General features: G+C 38.3%; 13 protein-coding genes. 1 reads left to right on the top strand and 12 read right to left on the bottom strand.

Annotation, left to right across the window (positions count from 1 at the left end):
* Window positions 1–212: 212 nt before the first annotated feature.
* The 11 genes from ACIQZI_RS09230 to queG form a co-directional block, all read right to left on the bottom strand.
* On the bottom strand, window positions 213–3,245 hold the full coding sequence (locus ACIQZI_RS09230) for an efflux RND transporter permease subunit (RefSeq protein WP_403072270.1): 3,033 nt from the start codon (window positions 3,243–3,245) through the stop codon (window positions 213–215).
* Window positions 3,246–3,630: 385 nt separating this feature from the next.
* The gene (locus ACIQZI_RS09225) at window positions 3,631–4,818 is read right to left on the bottom strand and encodes an amidohydrolase (RefSeq protein ID WP_403072267.1); all 1,188 of its coding nucleotides are present in this window, start codon (window positions 4,816–4,818) and stop codon (window positions 3,631–3,633) included.
* 79 nt (window positions 4,819–4,897) lie between these two features.
* Window positions 4,898–6,091, bottom strand: a complete 1,194-nt coding sequence (locus ACIQZI_RS09220) for an amidohydrolase (RefSeq protein WP_403072264.1) — start codon at window positions 6,089–6,091, stop codon at window positions 4,898–4,900.
* A gap of 127 nt (window positions 6,092–6,218) precedes the next feature.
* On the bottom strand, window positions 6,219–7,652 hold the full coding sequence (locus ACIQZI_RS09215; protein WP_403072261.1) for an MFS transporter: 1,434 nt from the start codon (window positions 7,650–7,652) through the stop codon (window positions 6,219–6,221).
* 387 nt (window positions 7,653–8,039) lie between these two features.
* Window positions 8,040–10,379 (bottom strand): helix-turn-helix domain-containing protein, encoded by a 2,340-nt coding sequence (locus ACIQZI_RS09210; RefSeq protein WP_403072258.1) that lies wholly within the window; start codon window positions 10,377–10,379, stop codon window positions 8,040–8,042.
* A 126-nt stretch (window positions 10,380–10,505) separates the two neighbouring features.
* Window positions 10,506–11,672, bottom strand: coding sequence for a sporulation protein YhbH (gene yhbH, locus ACIQZI_RS09205; RefSeq protein ID WP_403072255.1), 1,167 nt, complete (start codon window positions 11,670–11,672; stop codon window positions 10,506–10,508).
* A gap of 566 nt (window positions 11,673–12,238) precedes the next feature.
* Window positions 12,239–14,134 carry a PrkA family serine protein kinase gene (locus tag ACIQZI_RS09200; protein ID WP_062182841.1) on the bottom strand — a complete coding sequence of 632 codons (1,896 nt, stop codon included), beginning with the start codon at window positions 14,132–14,134 and terminating at the stop codon, window positions 12,239–12,241.
* Window positions 14,135–14,765: 631 nt separating this feature from the next.
* Window positions 14,766–15,515: an oxygen-insensitive NADPH nitroreductase gene (gene nfsA, locus ACIQZI_RS09195; protein WP_062182844.1), complete on the bottom strand. Its 750-nt coding sequence runs from the start codon at window positions 15,513–15,515 to the stop codon at window positions 14,766–14,768.
* A 342-nt stretch (window positions 15,516–15,857) separates the two neighbouring features.
* The gene (trmL, locus tag ACIQZI_RS09190; RefSeq protein ID WP_403073954.1) at window positions 15,858–16,346 is read right to left on the bottom strand and encodes a tRNA (uridine(34)/cytosine(34)/5-carboxymethylaminomethyluridine(34)-2'-O)-methyltransferase TrmL; all 489 of its coding nucleotides are present in this window, start codon (window positions 16,344–16,346) and stop codon (window positions 15,858–15,860) included.
* 67 nt (window positions 16,347–16,413) lie between these two features.
* Window positions 16,414–17,271: an amidase domain-containing protein gene (locus ACIQZI_RS09185; RefSeq protein WP_062182850.1), complete on the bottom strand. Its 858-nt coding sequence runs from the start codon at window positions 17,269–17,271 to the stop codon at window positions 16,414–16,416.
* Window positions 17,272–17,509: 238 nt separating this feature from the next.
* Window positions 17,510–18,649 (bottom strand): tRNA epoxyqueuosine(34) reductase QueG, encoded by a 1,140-nt coding sequence (gene queG / locus ACIQZI_RS09180; RefSeq protein WP_403072249.1) that lies wholly within the window; start codon window positions 18,647–18,649, stop codon window positions 17,510–17,512.
* 99 nt (window positions 18,650–18,748) lie between these two features.
* Here queG and ACIQZI_RS09175 point away from each other — a divergent pair, with 99 nt between their 5' ends.
* Window positions 18,749–19,414, top strand: coding sequence for a B3/B4 domain-containing protein (locus tag ACIQZI_RS09175; protein WP_403072246.1), 666 nt, complete (start codon window positions 18,749–18,751; stop codon window positions 19,412–19,414).
* A gap of 178 nt (window positions 19,415–19,592) precedes the next feature.
* Here the strand turns inward: ACIQZI_RS09175 and ACIQZI_RS09170 are convergent, their stop codons facing one another.
* A complete protein-coding gene (locus tag ACIQZI_RS09170) occupies window positions 19,593–20,558 on the bottom strand; it encodes a quinone oxidoreductase family protein (protein ID WP_403072243.1) in 966 nt (321 codons plus the stop codon).
* Between the last annotated feature and the right edge of the window lie 257 nt (window positions 20,559–20,815).

Raw genomic sequence — 20,815 nt, 5'->3', positions numbered from 1 at the left:
CATACATATTCAATTATACATAAAATTAGAAGATCCATTACTTTTTTTCTAAAAAGGTCATGATTTCCTATTATTAATTATTTTTCCGTTTGTGATTATGAGCTTATAAAAAAACAAAACACCTGACCACCAAAAGGTGATAAGATGTTTCCTATTTTTTCAACTTAATAAAAGGGTTAGACACTATTTTGACACCTTCTTTACCCCTTTAATTATAATGAAATTTCCTGTTCAACGCTTTCTACAGCCCGTTGTTTCTTTGATTTTTTAAAGTATAGCAGCTCATAAATACATGGGATGACGATTAGTGTCAGTAAGGTTGCCATGGCTAAGCCTCCAATGACCACAATGGCTAAACTTTGTGAAACTAAGCTGCCAGTTTCCGATTCTTTCAATAATAGTGGAAGCATTGCACAGATTGTAGCAATTGCTGTCATGAAAATCGGTCTCATTCTAGTAGCTGTTGCTTCTACCAGCGCCTCCCGAATAATCATCGTTTGTTCGTTTTGTTTAACCCGATCTAAAAGAACAATGGCATTTGTCACGACAATTCCTATAAGCATTAATGCTCCTAGAAGTGCAGTTATATCTACAGATATTCCGCTTATGACAATTCCTAAAATAGCGCCGATTGCTGCAAGCGGAAGAGAGCAAAGAATGGCAATTGGTGCTTTAATCGACTTAAAGGTGATGACCATAATTAAAAATACAATGCCGACGGAAACAAGCATGATGAGAAATAAATCCGTAAAGTCATCTGCCTGCTGAGCACTAGCTCCTCCGATAAGAACGTCTACATCCTCTGGAAGATTCATCCCTTCATGATCCTTTTGGTCCCCGAATATCTCAAGATTTACCTTGCTTGATATTTCGGACAGCTTTGCAGAATCGACAGAAGCCGTTACACGAAGGTAAGTTTCTCCGTCTTTATGAAACTGGTTAGTTGAACGCTCTTCACTTTGTAATGAAGCGATAGATGATACTGGAACAAGACCAGCATCTGTAGAAATCGGAATATTTTTCAATTCTTCAGGCGTTTTCGTATCAAGAATAGGCTCCAGAAAGACTGGTGTTTGTTTGTCATTCAAATTGATCGTTCCAATTGGTGTTTGATTTAACATGATACCAACTTGTTTGGCAATTTGTTCTGTGTTCCCTTTTGCAGGATCTACCGTTAAGGAATAAACAGTTTTCTTTTCATCTTGATTAGTTGTCACTTCTTTGACACCATCAATTTCTTCTACTTTTTCTTTAATAGCGTTGGCAGTTTTTTCAAGATCGGTTACATTTTCCCCGACTACATCGATTGTGACATTCGTACTGCCTCCCCCCATCATAAATGAGGAAGCGAATACCTCTAACTGTGCATCAGGATATTGATTTTTCTTATTTTCCACTTCAGCTAGTATCTTTTCTGTGTCTTCTTTATCATGTAACAAAATACTTAAGGTCGCTTCAGTAGGTGATCCAACATAACCGAACTGAGCAGCCTCAGCCGGAGACCCTACTTGTGAGAATACATAGTTGACCTCATCCATTCCACTTACCCATGATTCTAGTTCAATCGTCTTTTTCTTTACTTCTTCAATCGGTGTATCATTCGGATAACTTAATGTGGCAACGACATAGTCAGCAGATGAATTATCAATTGCCCCCTTAGGGATGACAAAATATGTCCCGATCGAACCGACAAAAAGAAGGAATGCAATCAAGAATACAATCCATTTGTGATTTAATGACCAAGTAACCATTTTCGGAAAACGTACTGCTGGTTTATGTTCAGGAAGCTTTGTATTCTTCAGTAAACTTGCACTCATTAATGGTACAACGGTCAATGCGACGATGAGAGAAGCAAGCAAGGAGTATGTGACCGTTAAAGCAAATGGTAAAAGAAATTCTTGAAGTCCTCCGTTCAACAGACTCATCGGTAAGAAAACCGCCACTGTCGTTAATGTTGAGGAGGTAATGGCAACTCCTACTTGCTTCGTTGCATCAATGACCATTTGGACAGAAAATTTCTCTGTTTGCATTTTTCGGAAAATATTTTCGATGACAACAATACTGTCATCAACAAGACGCCCAACAGCAACAGCGACTCCGCCAAGCGTTAAAATATTCAATGTAATTCCAGACCACGACAGCAAGAACAGTGTAAAACAAAGTGATAGTGGAATCGAAACAATGGTAATAAAAGTAGACCGGATATTTCTCAAAAACACCATAATGACAATGGTTGCGAATAGTGCACCAAGCAGGACTTCTTTCATCATGGTTTGTACGGAGGTCTGTACCATGTCAGCAGATGATATGTAAACCACAGACTCCTGCTGATCATACATTTCATTTATTTCCTTCGTTACTTTTTCTACCTCTTTACTTATTGTCACTGCATTTGATTGGCTGTCCTTCGTAATGCTAATATCTAGACTATCTTTCCCATTAAAACGACTAATGAAATTGGCATTCTTTGTTTCGTCAATCGTTGCTATATCTCCAAGCGTTACATTTGGAGCTACCACTAATCCTTTCAGCTTCTCTAAACTAGTTACGTCACCGATCACCTTAATATTGCTTGTTTTTCCATCAATGATTTTTTCCCCGATGGATAAGGCTGTGTTTTGACCTTGAAGAACTCCCATAACTGCTTGGAGTGAAATTTGTTTTTCATTTAATTTATCATTATTAATTTTGACGGATACGCTGGAATCTGTAATCCCATACACATCAACACTCGAGACACCTTTGATATCTTGATATAGCGGTTGGAGTTTTTCCCGTGCTAATGCCATATTATCTGCCGTCATTCCATCTTCAAAAGTTACGGCTATATTAGCGATAGGAATCATAGATGTATTAAGTTGTGAAACGGTAGGCTTTGATATATTAAGAGGTAATGTTACACGATTTAACGCATCTTGAACCTCTTGTTTAGCTTGCTTCATATCCGAGCCAGCTTCGAAAAATATGTCAACTTTTGAGAAACCATCTCCCGTTGTAGAGTAAACCGATGTTTTTCCATTCACACCTGTTACTACTCTTTCTACAGGAATGGTTACCTCCGTTTCCATTGTTTTCGAATCGGTACCTTGACCCATTGCGATAATCGTTACCTGTGGATTATCAGCAGCAGGCAGAAACTCCATTGGCAATCTCAAATAACTAACAATACCAATGATTAAAATTAATATAGTCATTAATGAAACTGCAGCTTTATTACCAAACGCCCACTTCGTTATAAACGACACTTCCACGTCACCTCTCAATAGATAAATTTGACATCGATACAAATATTACCATAGACCCACTAGAAAAGTATCGAATATTTAGTTAATTTTAAAAGTTAACAATTTTACATTTCATTCATAATTCCTCCTTTTAGCTAATATGTAGGTTGCATGTTCATTTTAGAAAAAAATTACATTAAATGCATGGAGCCCTAGGATTATCTTTTTCTAAGTCTCGAGACGTAGGATCACCGGTATAAATTTCTATATAAAACAAAAAAACCTTATCACACCCTCGTACAACACGAGGAATGCAATAAGGTTTCATTCGAATAAAAGGGATGTAAAAACACTAAGCTCTCATTTTAGGAAAAAATTTGAATAACGAAGTCATATACTTTTTGTGTTAGTCTACTTCATAGTAGCTGCATACAACTTGTCCTACTGCTTTTGCCGCTACAAGAAGGGCATCTTCGTCAATATCAAATTTTGGATGATGATTGAAGTAAGGTTCTTCTACACCTTTTGGAGAACATGCGATGTAAAAGAAGCAAGCAGGGAATTTTTCTGCATAGTAGGCAAAGTCTTCGGATGGCGGTAATGCCGGAAATTCCTTCACTTCTTTAATATCTTTATCATTCATACTTCTTAGACTTGCTGCAACCTGTTCTGTAAGTTCAGGGTTATTGTATAAAGGCGGATAATCCGGTTCATATGTTAGCTCACAAGTCACGCCGAACTCTTCTTCTAGGCCTTTAACAAGACGACGAACTTCTTTTTCAATCTTTTCCTTTGTTTCTAAAGCCATATAACGGATATCACCTTCAAGTTCAACACTGTCTTTAATGACGTTAAAAGTACCTTTTCCATCAAATGAACCAATTGTAATAACGCCGACTTCAAAAGGATTTAACCGGCGACTAATAATCGTTTGAATGGCAGTAACAAAGTATGAACCAGCAACAATCGCATCATTAGCCAGATGAGGCGACGAACCGTGTCCGCCTATCCCTTGAACTTTTAATTTGAAATACGCTCTTCCATTGAATGAAAATCCTGCATGATACCCCACAACTCCTGCTGGACCCATTGGTAACAAATGAATGCCGTAAACAGCATCTAAGTCGTCGATTAAACCAGACTCAACAATACTCTTTGCTCCACCTGGCGGAACCTCTTCCGCATGTTGATGAATAATTTTAATCGTTCCTGGAATTGATTCTTTTAATTGAATCAAACAATCAGCTAACACTAATAAATATGCTGTATGTCCATCATGACCACATGCATGCATAACCCCTTCATGTTTCGATTTAAAAGGGACATCTGTTTCTTCTACGATTGGCAATGCATCAAAATCTGCTCGTAAACCAATTGTTTTTCCTGGTTTTCCACCTTTAATCGTTACAATAATGCCATAACCATTACCTACATTTGTTTGAATTTCAACATCTTTTCCTTTGTAAAAATCAGCAATATATTGAGCTGTTTTCTCTTCTTTAAAAGACAACTCCGGATTTTCATGTAAATAGCGGCGAATTTGAATGATTTCCTCTTCTCGTGCTTCTAACATTTCCATTAACTGTTTTCTCACAATAGTTCCCTCCCTAATCATGACCACTTTTATTACAAAAACGAGGTTATTCCATTATTATCCAATTAAACTTGATACCTTATTCTATATCGGAATAACTGCAAACTACTTGAGCGACTGCTTTTGCCGCTACAAGAAGGGCATCTTCATCGATATCGAATTTTGGATGATGATTGAAATAGGCTTTCTCTACCCCTTTAGGTTTACAGCCAATATAGAAAAATGCGCCAGGAAATTTTTCCAAATAGTAAGCAAAGTCTTCGGATCCAGACAGCATGTCGAACTCATAAACGTTTTTAATATCCGGATCATCTTTTTTCAAGCTTTCAAGACTTTTCACAACTTCAGCTGTCCGTTCAGGATCATTGTATAATGGCGGATAATCCGCAGTATATATGAGCTCACATTTCACATCAAATTCAGCTTCAATTCCTTTCACTATTCGATGGATTTCTTGATCGATCAAAGTTTGCGTTTCCTTCGTCATATAACGAACGTCGCCTTCAAGTTCAACACGATCTTTAATCACATTAAAAGTACCTTTTCCGTCAAAAGATCCGATCGTAATAACACCGACCTCAAATGGATTTAATCGACGGCTGATCACCGTTTGAACAGCTGTTACAAAATGGGCAGCGGCCACAATGGCATCATTAGCTAAATGAGGCGAGGAACCATGTCCCCCCACTCCTTGAACCCCTAATTTGAAATATGTTCTTCCTGCCATTGCATAGCCACTACGGTAGCCTACACTACCCGCTGGACTTGTTGGGAACAAGTGAATTCCATATACCGCATCCAAGTCATCAAGCAAGCCAGATTCAACAATGCTCTTGGCTCCACCTGGTGGAACCTCTTCCGCATGTTGGTGTATGATTTTAATCGTACCTGTAAGAGAATCTTTTAGTTGAATTAAACAATCGGCTAACACTAATAAATATGCCGTATGTCCATCATGCCCACATGCATGCATGACTCCTTCGTTTTTCGATTTAAACGGAACATCCGTTTCCTCAACAATGGGCAGCGCATCAAAGTCTGCCCGTAATCCAATTGTTTTTCCCGGTTTGTCACCTTTAATCGTTACGATAATTCCATACCCATTGCCGACATTCGTTTGAATATCCACATCTTTGCCCTTATAAAAATCAACAATATATTGTGCTGTCTTTTCTTCCTGAAAAGATAATTCGGGGTTTTCATGTAGATATCGACGAATTTGAATCATTTCATCTTTACGCGCTTCTAACAAATCCATTAATTCACTTCGCATTATATCTACCTCATTTATAAGTTAAGATTAGACAGTTTCCTGTATTTCCTCTCAATGAATTAATCTTCCCCCACTCGATGTTCCAAGTGAAATATTAGGAGAGAAGACTTCTCCCCAACGTGTTTCTTTAATGACTAGGATGTGGTTGACCAGTATTTTTTCTTGATCGAGGTGATGGCTCATTGGATGTTTTTCCAGCATCACTAGGAACCATAAAAATAATCGAGATGATGGAAAGTATACCGAAGATTACGTTGACAATTATCCCTCCTGTTGCAGCTAATTCAACACTACTAGTAGCCGCAATGGCACCGTAAACAGACGCAGAAATCGCAACGCCGAACGCCGAACCGAGTGAACTTGCCATTTTGTAAACCCCAGCCGCTGCCCCAACTTTATCAGAAGGTGAATTAGATACAGATGTATCTGTAGATGGCGTTGCATAAATTCCAAGTCCAAGACCGAACAAAGCAAACCCAATAAATACGACAACTGTATAGGTAATACCGGGTAAGAATGTTAATCCCATCAGAGCTACACCAATTGTAGTTATTAAAGCCCCCCAAATCATTGGAGACTTTGCGCCTGATTTTTGTAAAATTTTCTCACCGACACGAATCATCGCAAGCACTGCTACTAAATAACCGATTGATAGCATGCCTGATTGAAAGGCCGTAAATCCGCGAGCGACTTGAACATACGTATTCGCTACAACAAGTGTTCCAGCAATTGCATTTAACAAGAAGTTGGAGTATGTGGCTCCTGCGTATGGTTTATTTTTAAATAAAGAGAAGTCAATCAATGCAATCGATTTCTTTAATTCCACCTTAACGAATACAATGATCCCTATGATTGCGACCACTGCACAAATTAAAGTTAAAGCGCTTGTCCAGCCCCAATCCGCACCGCGAGTAATAAACAAGTTTAAAGCAAGCATCGTAATAATAAAAATACCTAATCCAGAATAGTCAAATTTAAAAGCACCTGTTGATTCTGCTTTACTTTCTGGAGTATCTTTTATAAGCCACATCGCAAGAAGTGCGAAGATAATAGAAAAGATGAAAATCCATCGCCAGCCCATATATGTTGCTATTGCTCCACCAGCAAGTGAACAAACACCTGAGCCACCCCAAGAACCGATGGACCAGTAACTGAGGGCTCGTTGTCGATCAGCCCCCTCATAATAATCTTTTACTAACGCAATTGTTGCTGGCATAATACATGCTGCTGAAATCCCTATAAGTATACGTCCGATAATCAACAATGCTGCTCCTTGTGTTATAACAATCAGCAAGGAGCCGATAACGCTTAAAATTAACCCTACATACGTGATTTTTTTACGCCCAATCTTATCTGCAAAGCCACCAGCAGCAACGATAAACATGCCTGAGAACAAGGCAGATAAACTAATGGCTATGTTTATTGTTCCAAGTGAAATCCCTAAATCTGATTGAACGGCCGGAACGACATTGACCATTGATTGAGCAAACAGCCAAAACGTGATAACCCCGAAAACAATACCAATAATCAATTTATTTGTGCCTTTATAATTTGTTTCCATGGTGAACCTCCTGATGTTTTGATTAGATTTCTATCAGATTGTCTAAAGATTAAATGATTACTTACCTCTATCATTTGCATAGGGTAAAGTTTTCACAATAGAAATAATATCCATAATAGCTTTAATTTGTGGAAATAATCTATTAGAACAAATCTTAACAGGAACCTTATGTTTATTTTCTCTACATTCATTATAAAAAATATAGATAAATCAGTAGAGTCAATCCTTATGTTGTTTCATACCATTTTGAGTGAAATATTAAACCTCGTCTCGAATCAGGTAAAAAAAAGAGGGTTGATTTTTTACCATCTATTAATTAAAGATGTTTTTTAAAAGCAAAAAAGGATCAGACCCCATATTCTTTTGCTGGTGGTCTGATCCTTTTATTTATTGATACGTTTTTCGAATATCAAAAAAGTGAATTGCGTTGCTCGTCAAGTAGGAATAAAATGACCAATTTCCATCAATCGTTTCATCAAATAATTCCAAAGAAGGACGGCTGGAATTGATGATATAATCAATAATTTCGGCATCCATTCCATGGTTACTGTTTAAGTTCCACCATTTCGTATATAAAGCTCCATGTTCTTTGTCAAACACTTGTTTACGTATTTGATATTCGCCAGTTTGTAATCCAGAAATAGTAATGCGAATATCTTTATTAAGTTTTTGAAGGATTGTCTCTTCGAGTGAGAAATAAGGATTAACAATTGTACAATTCATCAATACCAATTGAAAACCTCGCTCATTTTGCGTCATCACGTAATCTGAACCGTGTGCCACAACTTCGCCATGAAGACGTTTTAAGAACATCATGGCAAAATAAGCAGGACGCTTTCCGTTAAAATAATGGAATAATTCTAAGCCGTCCATTCGAAAACGCTGATCGCTCCCCTCCTCTTCATGGACTTCTGTGTTAATCCAGAATCCGACCGATTCCACGTCATTCGCGATATCCAAAACGTTTTTTAAGACTAAAGCTCCCCGAAAAAAAGTGCCGTTTGTAAATCGGGTATTCCCAGACAACGTATTCCATGATACGAGATGAAGCGGTTTTTCTAAATGGTTTTTCTTTAAATACCGCTTCACCTTACTTGTTTTTTCTTTAATATAATCCTTCGCTAATTGGAACGAGTCATCTACCATTTCTTCAAAGTCAATAAACTCATTTTGGTTCGCACTGTAGCCGATAAAATCTATGTACTCACTGCATCCTAATTGCCATATATGATGATCACTTGTTTTTTCTTTGTGGAAAGAAAACGGCATATAGACCCCAACACGAATCGACCCAATATACTTTTTCAGTACTCCGTGTAATTTTAGATAGATTCTTTGAAGCTCTTTCGCTTCGACACCTGTAGAATACGACTCATAAAACATAACATGCCAGTGTTTAACAAACTCTTCTCCGTATATTTGCAAACAATGCCTCATGAATTGAGTGAGCTTAGTAAAATAACGATCTTCATTCCTTGAAATATCCTTATAATCAATCCGTACGAATAGAGCCAAATCATACTTTTTTAGAAATTCTAGTGCACGATCAATATTAAAATATGGAGAGGTCGTCGCAATCGCTTCATCTGTTTCTACCTCTGGAGGAATCACTGTGCGGCTGAGTAGATGATGAACTCCAATATACCGAAGCTGTAAATCTTGTTTCACTGCCAGTACTTGAGATTGAACATCTTCCTTTAATAATTCGACGATTTCTCCAATATTAAGAATGTGATCTGGACAATTTAATTTCAACGATAACGGCTTGGACAAGTTGATTGACAGCTTATCAAAACGTGTCTCAGTGTGAGAATACGACTTTTGATCTTCCATCAGCAGACTGCTTAAATTCGCAACTATTTCTGGTGAACGAATCAGCATCGCAGCATCCTCAATGCTATAGCTTTGAACAGAATCTTCTGTTTGTATCCCATGTTTTTCCCGATAAGCATGAGGGGTTATTTCGTATACTTCTTTAAAAAGGCTAGAGAAAGACTTAGAATTGGGAAATCCATTGTTCATGGCAATTTGCGAAATGGAATCAGACGTATATAGTAAATCCTTCATGCTATGTTTAAGCCTGATATTCATTAAAAAACGGCTGAACCCCATCCCCATTTTTTGTTTAAAATAGCGGGATAGATAGCTCGTAGAAAGATAAAATTTCTCAGCTACCTTTTCTAAAGTAATCATCTGCTCATAATTCTTTTCCATATAGTCAATCATCTTGGATAATCGTAAGTTGTCCGTATCTGCCCTTTCAAAGACACTACCCTCTTCTTTGAAACGACGGATGAGGATCAGAAGTATTTGCATGATATTTCCATAAATCTCGATCTTATAGCTTTCTTCTTGTCTATAATGGCTGACCATCACATTTGCAAGCAACCTTCGAATGGATTGAATCATGTCATCTCTTCCCATATCGATTTCTCGAGAATAACATTCAAATCGACGATTCCGATACTCCGCGTAATGATGATCCATAAAGGCATCCGAGATAGTTAAGGAAAGCGTGCTATTACTTTCACTTCCTTGGACCTGATAAAGCTGATTGCGATTAATAACAAGCAAGTCTTTTTCTTCCAAATGATAAAAACGACTATTGGTTTCAATTTTTAATTCACCATTTATAACAAGGATGATCTTAATTCCTTTGTTTACTCTAGGTGCAAGAAATTCGATATTTTGCAAAGAAATTTGAAAATCTGTATGTGAATCGTTCAATCTTTTTCACCCATTTCTCATTCTTGCCCAATACATGGCATACTGTGTATTCTTTAAATTTTTATACTCCACCCCATCATAACAAATAAACGCAGACCAAGAAATCTTGTTCTGCGTTTGCCCTAATTAAGCATGTATTTGCGTTTCTTCATTTTTAAAAAAGCTCTTCATCGCGTGAAAAACATCAGATTTTTGTTTTAAAATATAATGGCGAAACTTTTCGTTGCTTATATTTTTGTAGGCTGTCATAAGAGTTGAGTGGCGATTGTATTGGTTGACCTCTCCATAACCGAACATATTAGATACCTTCATGAGTTCTTCGACGAGTTTTACACAGCGGGCGTTATCAGAGGTAAGATTGTCACCGTCTGAGAAATGAAATGGGTAGATATTGAATCTATCAGGGGCGTATTTTGTGTCAACGAGCTCTAAAGCTTTGCGATAGACGGATGAGCAAATCGTACCACCGCTTTCTCCTTTTGAAAAGAAATCTTCTTCTGAAACGACCTTGGCTTCTGTATGGTGAGCAATAAATTCTATTTCAACAGATTCATATTTCGTCCGGAGAAAGCGATTCATCCAGAAGAAGAAGCTACGAGCCATATACTTTTCCCAGAGTCCCATACTTCCTGACGTATCCATCATCGCTAAAACGACTGCTTTAGAGTCCGGCTTTTCGATTTCATTCCAGGTTTTAAATTTATAGTCTTCTTTATAAATCGGATGAAAACCTGGATCACCACTTAAGGCATTTCGTTTAAATGCAGAGATCATCGTTTTTTTCTTATCGATATTTCCCATCAAACCCGTTTTTCTAATATCATTAAATTCAATATCCTCTACTGTGTTATCATCCCTTTCTTTGCGCTGTAAATTTGGAAGTTCTAGCTGACTAAACAATGCCTCTTCAATTTCAAGCATGGTTACTTCCGCCTCATAATAATCCTCTCCTGCCGAGTCCCCTGCTCCCTGACCTTTACCTGGTCCTTTTTCCGATGATCCATCTCTTGCCACTACATCTCCAACTCGACTTTCTCCATCACCTTGACCTACATGCTTATTTTTATCATAGTTATAACGGATCTTATATTCATCCAATGAACGAATGGGGATTTTCACGACGTCTTTTCCATTAGACATGATAATACTTTCCTCAGAAATTAAATCCGGAAGATTATTCTTGATCGCTTCTTGCACCTTTTCCTGATGTCTTTGTTGATCATCAAAACCTTTTCGGTGGAGGGACCAATCCTCCTGTGAAATTGCAAACTGATGATTATTCTCTTTCGTCATACACTTTCCCCCCTTAATAGCAAAGCATAATGCGCCTGCTTATCGGCGACAAGAACAATATGAGCAGGTATAAAGATCACTTTATGATTTTCTTGACAGATTAACTTGTGATCTCTGGCCGTTGACACACAGGCGACTTTATGAAACTTTGTCTATTTCTGCCACACTCTTTTTGCAAATATCGAAGTCCGTACAATCATCGCAATCATGATCGTGTATCGTGCTATACACCAATATTCTATGAATTAGTCTTCTTATTTCTAATAAATTCTCGAACCATCCTTTATCTCCTTGCATATGATACGGTAGTGCGGAAATCTTTATAACCCTAATACTATAAAGTGAAACTCCATAGACTTTGCAAATTATTTTCGTAAAAGATTGTATTACTCTATCCTATGCAAGGACACGCAATAATTTACAAAAAAATTTTTAAAATAGGTAAATACCTTTAAACTGTACAAGCTTCTAAATATAAAGTTCATTTAACATAATTGAATAGTATGACTTGTCCGAAGCAAAAAGGGATCTGACCTCTCAAACTGAAGTCAGACCCCTTCTATAAATTATCGATTCAATAGACTGCCAACATACTGGAGCAATTCATTTGCAGATGTAGAATTGTAGCCATGCTCTTCGATTAGCCTTGCCACTACTTCATTCACTTTCTTCAATTGGCTCTCATCTGGTGTTTTCGAAGATGTTGTAATTTTGACAACATCTTTTAAATCAGCAAATAGTTTCTTTTGAATGGCTTCACGCAGACGGTCATGTGAATTATAGTCAAACCGTTTTCCTTTTCTAGCGTAAGCCGAAATTCGAATTAAAATTTCTTCACGGAACGCCTTCTTCGCATTTTCTGAAATTCCAATTTGTTCTTCAATCGAACGCATCAACTTTTCATCTGGAGAAATCTCTTCACCAGTTAATGGATCGCGCAGTCTCGATTTATTGCAGTATGCTTCGACATTATCGAGATAATTATCCATTAATGTTTTCGCCGATTCTTCATATGAATACACGAATGCTTTTTGAACTTCATTTTTCGCAATCGCGTCATATTCCTTGCGGGCAAGTGAAATAAAATTTAAATATCTTTCACGTAGCTCAGCTGTAATCGAAGGATGTTGGTCAAGCCCCTCTTTCAAAGAACGAAGTACATCAAGTGCATTGATCGATGGGTTTTCTTTGCGAATAATCGTCGAAGAAATGCGGTTGATCACATATCGTGGGTCAATTCCGCTCATCCCTTCATCCTGATGCTCTTTTTTCAGCTCATTAATATCCGCTGAATTGAAGCCTTCCACGTTTTCACCATCATAGAGACGCATTTTCTTAATTAAATCGATATCTCCTTTTTTCGGATCCTTCATCCTGGTCAGAATACTGAACATCGCTGCTACTTTTAATGTATGTGGCGCGATATGAACATTATGGACATCGCTTTCGTTAATCATCTTTTCATAAATCTTTTCTTCTTCTGTTACTTTTAAATTGTATGGAATTGGCATAACGATGATTCGTGAATGCAGGGCTTCATTTTTCTTATTTGAAATGAATGATTTGTACTCGGTTTCATTTGTATGGGCTACAATGAGTTCATCAGCAGAAATCAGTGCAAATCTACCTGCTTTAAAATTCCCTTCCTGTGTAAGCGAAAGTAAATGCCAGAGAAATTTCTCATCACACTTCAGCATTTCTTGAAATTCCATCATCCCTCGGTTTGCTTTATTTAACTCACCATCAAATCGGTATGCACGTGGATCAGACTCCGATCCAAACTCAGCAATCGTCGAGAAATCAATGCTTCCTGTTAAGTCAGCAATATCTTGAGATTTCGGGTCAGATGGACTGAATGTTCCAATGCCTACCCGTTTATCTTCGGAAAGGAATACCCGCTCAACGATCACATCTTCAATTCTATTTCCATACTCCTGCTCAAGCCTCATTAAATTCAGTGGAGACAAATTCCCTTCAATGCGAATACCATATTCATCAAAGAAGTCTTGGCGTAAATTTTGTGGAATTAAATGAAGTGGATCTTCATGCATTGGACAGCCTTTTATTGCATAAATAGCACCTGTATCTTTAAGTGAATACGATTCTAATCCTCGCTTCAGTGCTGAAACGAGCGTCGATTTCCCCCCCGATACCGGTCCCATCAGGAGTAAAATCCTTTTTCTCACATCTAATCGTTTTGCAGCCGGATGGAAATACTCTTCTACAAGGCGTTCAAGCGACTCCTCTAATCCAAATAATTGACCACTAAAAAAATTATACTTCCGTGTTCCATTAACTTCTTCTATACCAGCATCTCTGATCATGTTATATACACGTGAATGTGCAGATTGCGCAACCCATGATTGTTCTTTGACAATCTCCAAATATTCCGCGAAGGTGCCTTCCCATTTCAACTTGTGCTCTTCTTCTCTAAATCTCGCAATCTTTCCTAAAATGTCCATCTTTAGCAACCTCCCCTTGTTACCTATCAGAGATGAATACTTTAATCTATGCACCGAATCTGACAAACATGTACAAAAGTTCAGACGAAATGAAAAAGCAATTCGGAAACGCCCCATGTACTATTCAAAAAATTCCCTCCATTAACGTTCACAACGTTGAAAAATTGGGGTATACTACCTTTATACGCAATATTGGAAGAATTCGGTTTAGAGGGGGGTACATAATGGGAACGGTAATTGTTCTTGCGGTCATGGTGACATTTTTAGTCGCAATTTTCACAGCTGGATACAATGACAAACCATTTGTGAAAAAGTAAGAGAAAACACGTGGCAAAGTTTAAATGGGGTAGAATTAATAAGTGTTTTACTTAAAATGTAGCGATCATTCTAAAAAAGGATGTCTCATATGGGACATCCTTTTTTAGAATGATCGCTACGGCTTTGTCTTCGATTTCTATGTCAACTATTTCATCTTCATCGCCTCATTCTGAACACAGAAAATAGAACGATTCATAAATGTGTATGGCTCTACTCAAAACACTATTTAAAAAAAGGTTTCGTTACATTTGTACGGGTAGCTCATATTTATCCCGCTTACAAAAAATAATAACCCCCTGATGAAAGTTTTACTTTATCGTTTGTTCAAGCCTTGACGTTCTATAAAATCCTTCATATACATTCTGCTTTTTTTCGTAATCATCCCGACCATTTGTCTTGTCCATGTATCTTTCCGAACGGCATTCGTCCGTTTTCGGTAATACCCGGAAATCGTATCATTATAATTCTCCAATTGAGCAATAAATTCCTCTTTATCAGGCTGATACTCATTTTCATGATACACATTTTCAATGGGTAGACGTGGCTTTTTTTCACTTTTCCCCATTGGATACCCGACAGCCATACCGAATAATGGGATGACTTTGGATGGAATATTGAGAAGCTTTATTACTTCAGGTAAATGATTGCGAATGCCGCCAATATAGCAAATACCAAGTTCCATCGATTCCGCAGCTAAAGCAGCATTTTGGGCGGCAAGTGCAGCATCAATGGTCGCAACCATGAATTTTTCCGTACTTTCTAACGGCACAGATAAATCCATTTCTTCCATTTCCGCTACAATCTCAAGGCGATGCAAATCTGCACAAAATATAAATAGGTGTCCATTATGTTCCACATAAGACTGCGGACCGGAAAGTTCTGCCAACGCCGCTTTTTTCACAGGATCCGTAATCCCGATAATCGAATACGCTTGTACAAAGCTTGAAGTAGAAGCTGCTTTGGCAGATTGGACAATTGCTTCAATCTGTTCGGACGTTAATAGCTTGTCTTGAAATGATCGAATGGAACGATGATCCATTATCTTTGCAATAATTTCATTCATACCCTATTCACCCTCATGTAAGTTCATTTGGTAAAGCTTTATTCACCCAAATCGATGATAAAATAATTTTTATTTGAAGCATGTGAAACCACCGTTTCATCGGCAAGAGAAAAATGAGCCAATAATCAACAGCTTCATCTAACAGAGCTTAGTAAAAAAGGGCTCAGCTTTTAAACCGGCCCTTTTAAATGATGTTCAACAAGTCCGGTAAAAAAGCTTGCGAATTGCACCAAAGCTCTGTCTCTGATCCTCACGCATTACTACATACGCGAAAGGTTCTCGAGATGCGCTCGCACAACTTTCCCGCTCTTTTATCCTCCTTTTTGAACATGTACTTTTAAGTCAATCTTCTAGCTTCAAATCGAGCTCCCGGTAATTTTGCTGTCTTAACGCTTCATAAACGAGAATGGCAGCCGTGTTAGAAAGGTTCAATGAGCGAACATTTCCAGTCATCGGAATACGAAGACAGCGGTCTTTTTGCTGTTGGATTAAATCCTTAGGTAACCCGGTTGTCTCTCGGCCAAACAAGAAATAAATTTCACGCTCTTGATTGCTGTAATCAAAGCTAGTATGTGGTTTTTCTCCAAATTTGGACAGATAATAGAAATCGCCGCCCTCATTTTGTTCAAAAAACTCATCCAAAGAATCATAATATTGAATATCAACATGATGCCAATAATCTAGTCCGGCCCTTTTCAAAGCTTTATCGTCTGTGGAAAATCCAAGCGGACGAATTAAATGCAACTTCGTATCAGTTGCCGCGCAGGTTCTTGCGATATTTCCGGTATTCGCCGGAATTTCTGGTTGATATAAAACGACATGTATTGCCACGTTCTGTTCACCTCTAGTATAAACTTCAATCCATATTATATCACTAAATGTACCTTGTGCCTCATCATCAGCTTCCATCAAGGATTTTGTAAAACTTGTAAACAATATTAGGCGTATAGGCGCTTGAATCTTCATAAGTCCAATAACGATGTCGACTGTTTGTGGTATGTGCATTCACAAGCGGCATTCCGTATTCATCCTTAGCCGTCACCATCAACGAATGATTAAATCGGCCGTCTCCTTCAAAATCAATACAAATAATATCCCCCACATTCAATTGTTCAGCCGTACGAACTTGCTTTGTCCTAATTCCCTTTCCTCCTGCAAGTAGCTGCTGCAATGCATTTGCAACCGTCCAGCTAAAGCTCCAACTCTTTCCTGACATCCACCATCCCTTATTTCGATTCGGACTTCCCCACATCGGAATTCCTCCAGCATGAAGGCATTGTGAGATAAAACTTGAACAATCATCCGTAAACTTAGGATAAGCTGGATTGAAATCATTCCACCATCTTTCTGCATATTTTACGGCCTTCAAGCGATCGTACGTATAATCCATTCTTTCTGCAACGACATCGATTTCGCGTTCTTCCCGATTCTGACCATATATTCTTTCATTTTCATAATCACTGACCACTCTTCCATCTTGAAACGTAACTCTTCTATCTTCTGTTTCTTCTTCAATGAAGAAAGTGTCTCCCTGTTTAATAAAATATTGAAGATGGAGCTGATAATCTAATTCGGTTTCATTCTGCTTCTCATGCCTCGATAGCACTTGGCCAGTTGCCTTAACATGGACAATTTCTGCTTCCCGTTGTTTAAATAAGTTTTGTTTACGTAAGAGTTTTCCTTCTACCTCTTCACGCGACTTTCCAATATATTGTTCAATCCGCTTCTGCACAATCGCTTTTAGCTGAAGTTTCAAACGAATCCCTCCTCTTAAAGTGAAACTTCCATCAGTTGGGATCTTAACCCGAAAAACGTGGTTTATACAGATGAATGAATCAGGGATTTATCTACTATTTTACCTCTATAATTTCCCTGATGTTCTTACACATTTGAAATAGGAATAAACCCATATGATAAGATATATGTATAAAACTTCAGTAAAAACACAAAAAAAGGCTGACCCCCGCAATTCCTCACGAAAGGTCGAACCTCCATTACTCAGTTATCGTACTAAAACGAAGACCTTTATCAATTTCTGCTAGTACTTCTTCGTCCGTCTCTTTTTCACGTGCTTCTTTAAGCAAGGGTACCGTCTCATCCCCACCGATTTTACCAATTGCCCATGCAGCTGTCCCGCGTATGACAGGTCGTGGATCTTCTTTCATAACGGCTATCAAATCTGGCAGTGCAGTCTCATCTTTAAAATGAGCTAACGCTAAAATCGCATTTCGTTGAATCGGCTTTTTGCCTCGCCAAGATCCTGATGCGGAGCCGTATTTCTCCTTAAACTCGCGGTTTGAAATTGTAAGGAGCGGCTTCAATAACGGCTTAGCCAACTCTGGATCAGGCTCCATTTCTTCATGAAAGTGAAAATCCATGCCTTTATTTTTCGGACAAACAGTCTGACATGTATCACAACCATACAACCGATTGCCGATTTTTGTCCGGAATTCATCTGGTAAAAATCCTTTTGTTTGCGTCAAAAATGCAATACAACGCTTCGCATTCAGCTGTCCTCCTTGAACGAGTGCACCTGTCGGACATACGTCCACACATTTATTACATGTGCCACATTGATCCTCAATCGGTTGATCTGGTGCAAAAGGGATGTTTGTAATCATATCCCCTAAATAAACATACGAACCAAATTCAGGAGTGATAATTGCACAGTTCTTTCCACTCCAACCAATCCCAGCACGCTCTGCAACGGCTCTGTCAACTAGTTCACCAGTATCAACCATTGATTTCGCCATGGCTCCTGGTATTTTTTCCTTAATAAAATCCTCAAGTAGTTGTAGTTTCTTACGTAGAACAACATGATAATCCTGTCCCCATGAAGCTCGGCAAAAAATCCCACGACGTTCACCTTTCTTACTTTGCGGTGCATTCTTCATTTTCGAAGGATAAGCAAGCGCAATCGAAATAATCGATCTCGGTTCATTGAAAATCAACGTTGGATCCACTCTTTTATTGATATCTGGCTCTTCAAAGCCCGATTGGTAATTTAATTCCTGCTGGCGAATAAGTAAATTCTTCATTTCCTGAAACGTTGAAGCCGTTGTAAAACCAATCTTATCTATGCCAATTTCCTTACTATATTGAATCACTTCTTGCTTAAATGCATCTATATCCACATCATTCACTCCTATCAACTAACTAAAAGGAGCATACTCCTTCTTAAACCCTTCTCATCTATGATAAACTATATCCAACCATTTTTGGAGGTGAAAGGTTTGGAAGTTCAGATTGACTCCATACTTCGTGATAAAATTCCTAATTTTAAAGCGGGTATTATTTTTTATAACAATATTGTAGTAGGTGACTCGCCGCAAATGGTCAAAGGCAGGCTCCAGCTATTTCAGGAATCGATCTTCTTTGATCTTCAAGACAAAGAATTAAGTGATCTTTCTGGAATTACAGAATGGCGTCAAACATTCAAAGCAACTGGAACAAACCCATCACGCTACCGACCGTCTGTTGAAGCCCTGTATCGCCGAATAAGCAAACAAAATTACATACAGCCTATCCATTCCGCCATCGACTTAAACAATTTCTTTTCTCTACAATACGAGGTGCCAATTGGTATATATACCCTCGACCAAATAGAGGGAGATGTCACGCTAAAAATTGGCGCAGAAACCGATCAATACGATGGGTTAAATGGTCGCAGGAATTCCATGAAAGATATGATTACATCAGCCGACAAAAATGGACCTTTCGGCAGTCCTTTCGTTGATTCAGAGCGTACCAAGGTAACGGAAACAACAACTTCTGCCCTACAAATCATTTATCTAAAGCCCTCCACTTCACTAGATGAGGCAGATAAGCTGACACAATCATTAATGAAGATGTTTCTACAAGTTCATGGCGGTGAAGGGGTTTATACAATCGTTAAATAGACCCTCTTCCTTACAGTTAGAGTAATTTTGAAGACTCTAAACACCGTCCAAATCATCGGACGGTGTTTTTGTACTGAGGTATTTAAAAAAGCTGATGCTGCAATCCCATAACTAAATCATACAAAAGGCGCGATTACTCATAAAGAAAGTTTTTAGGATCAATAAACTCTCATGATTTTTATGGAATCAATAAGATTTTCCCTGTGCTTTTTCGGCTTTCCAGTAATTTATGTGCTTTTGCGCCATCCTTTAAAGCGAATGTAGTCGGTTCTTTCAGTACTAGTTTTCCATCGATAATCCAGTTAAATAATTGTCCTGAGCGTGTATTCCTTTCTTCATAAGAAGTTAGAACATTCCAAAGGTCTCCACCAGTTAGGGTTTTTGAAGTATCCATCAGCATACGTGGATCAACTGGAGCAGGATCGCCACCTGCCATGCCATAAAACACAATCGTACCACCGATTTTTGTTGCTTCAAAACTGTCTCCTAAAGTCGAACCCACGGACTCATAAACGACGTCCACTCCTCGACCATTTGTCACTTCTTTTACTTTTTCATACCATTTTTCATCATATAGGAATACATGATCCGCCCCAGCTAAATACGCTGCCTCCGCCTTTATTGTTGAAGAGGTTAATCCAATAACCTGCCCGCCAAGCAGTTTAGCGATCTGAACAAGTAGTTGTCCGACACCTCCTGCTGCCGCGTGAACAAGAACAGAGTTTCCTGCTTTGACTTCAAAACTATCCTTTGTTAAATAATGAGCCGTTAACCCTTGAAGTAAAACACTTGATGCCGTTTCAAAAGAAATAGCATCTGGTAACAAAATGGCTTTTTCAACAGGAACAGCAACCAATTCTGCATTGGCAAACGGCACATCCGCAAATGCAATTCGGTCACCAACTTTAATATCGGTAATCCCCACACCTACCTCTTCGACAATACCAGAACCTTCATAGCCTAAAATATAGGGTGGCAGACCTGCTAAATGATAATTCCCCTTCCTTCTGTAAACATCAGCGAAGTTCAATCCTATCGCCTTCATTCGCACCAATATTTCCCCTTTCTTAATGGATGGGTCTGATATCTCTTTATAGTGTAATACCTCTGGACCACCAAACGACTCAAAGATTAATGCTTTCATTTTACTACCCCGTTTCTGCTAATATGAACGGCTACATATGCATGTACCGTTTAGAATTGATGGAACTGACGAAATTTTAGAGCTTACAAATAAGAAGTTAAGTTACTATACACCATTCATTCTCATCCAATCGATCCAGTTTCTATTCCTTCGAAGGATTAAGATTTGAACAAACCATTACAAGTTACACATCAAACTATAAATCCTATTGAAAAGAACTAATATAATCCCAGTCTATAGTTGGTACTGACTATGGA

It is taken from the genome of Peribacillus sp. NPDC096379 (assembly GCF_044762875.1).
GTDB lineage: Bacteria > Bacillota > Bacilli > Bacillales > DSM-1321 > Peribacillus.
The sequence above is the reverse complement of the archived record's forward strand: the minus strand, read 5'-3'. Positions and strand labels throughout refer to the sequence as shown.

What these genes read in the sequence shown, in the direction of transcription:
- ACIQZI_RS09220 (WP_403072264.1), bottom strand. Translation starts at nt 6,091, where the DNA reads ATGCGAAGTGAATTAATGGATTTGTTAGAAGCGCGTAAAGATGAAATG.
- nfsA (WP_062182844.1), bottom strand. Translation starts at nt 15,515, where the DNA reads ATGAATGAAATTATTGCAAAGATAATGGATCATCGTTCCATTCGATCA.
- yhbH (WP_403072255.1), bottom strand. Translation starts at nt 11,672, where the DNA reads ATGACGAAAGAGAATAATCATCAGTTTGCAATTTCACAGGAGGATTGG.
- ACIQZI_RS09215 (WP_403072261.1), bottom strand. Translation starts at nt 7,652, where the DNA reads ATGGAAACAAATTATAAAGGCACAAATAAATTGATTATTGGTATTGTT.
- ACIQZI_RS09200 (WP_062182841.1), bottom strand. Translation starts at nt 14,134, where the DNA reads ATGGACATTTTAGGAAAGATTGCGAGATTTAGAGAAGAAGAGCACAAG.
- ACIQZI_RS09170 (WP_403072243.1), bottom strand. Translation starts at nt 20,558, where the DNA reads ATGAAAGCATTAATCTTTGAGTCGTTTGGTGGTCCAGAGGTATTACAC.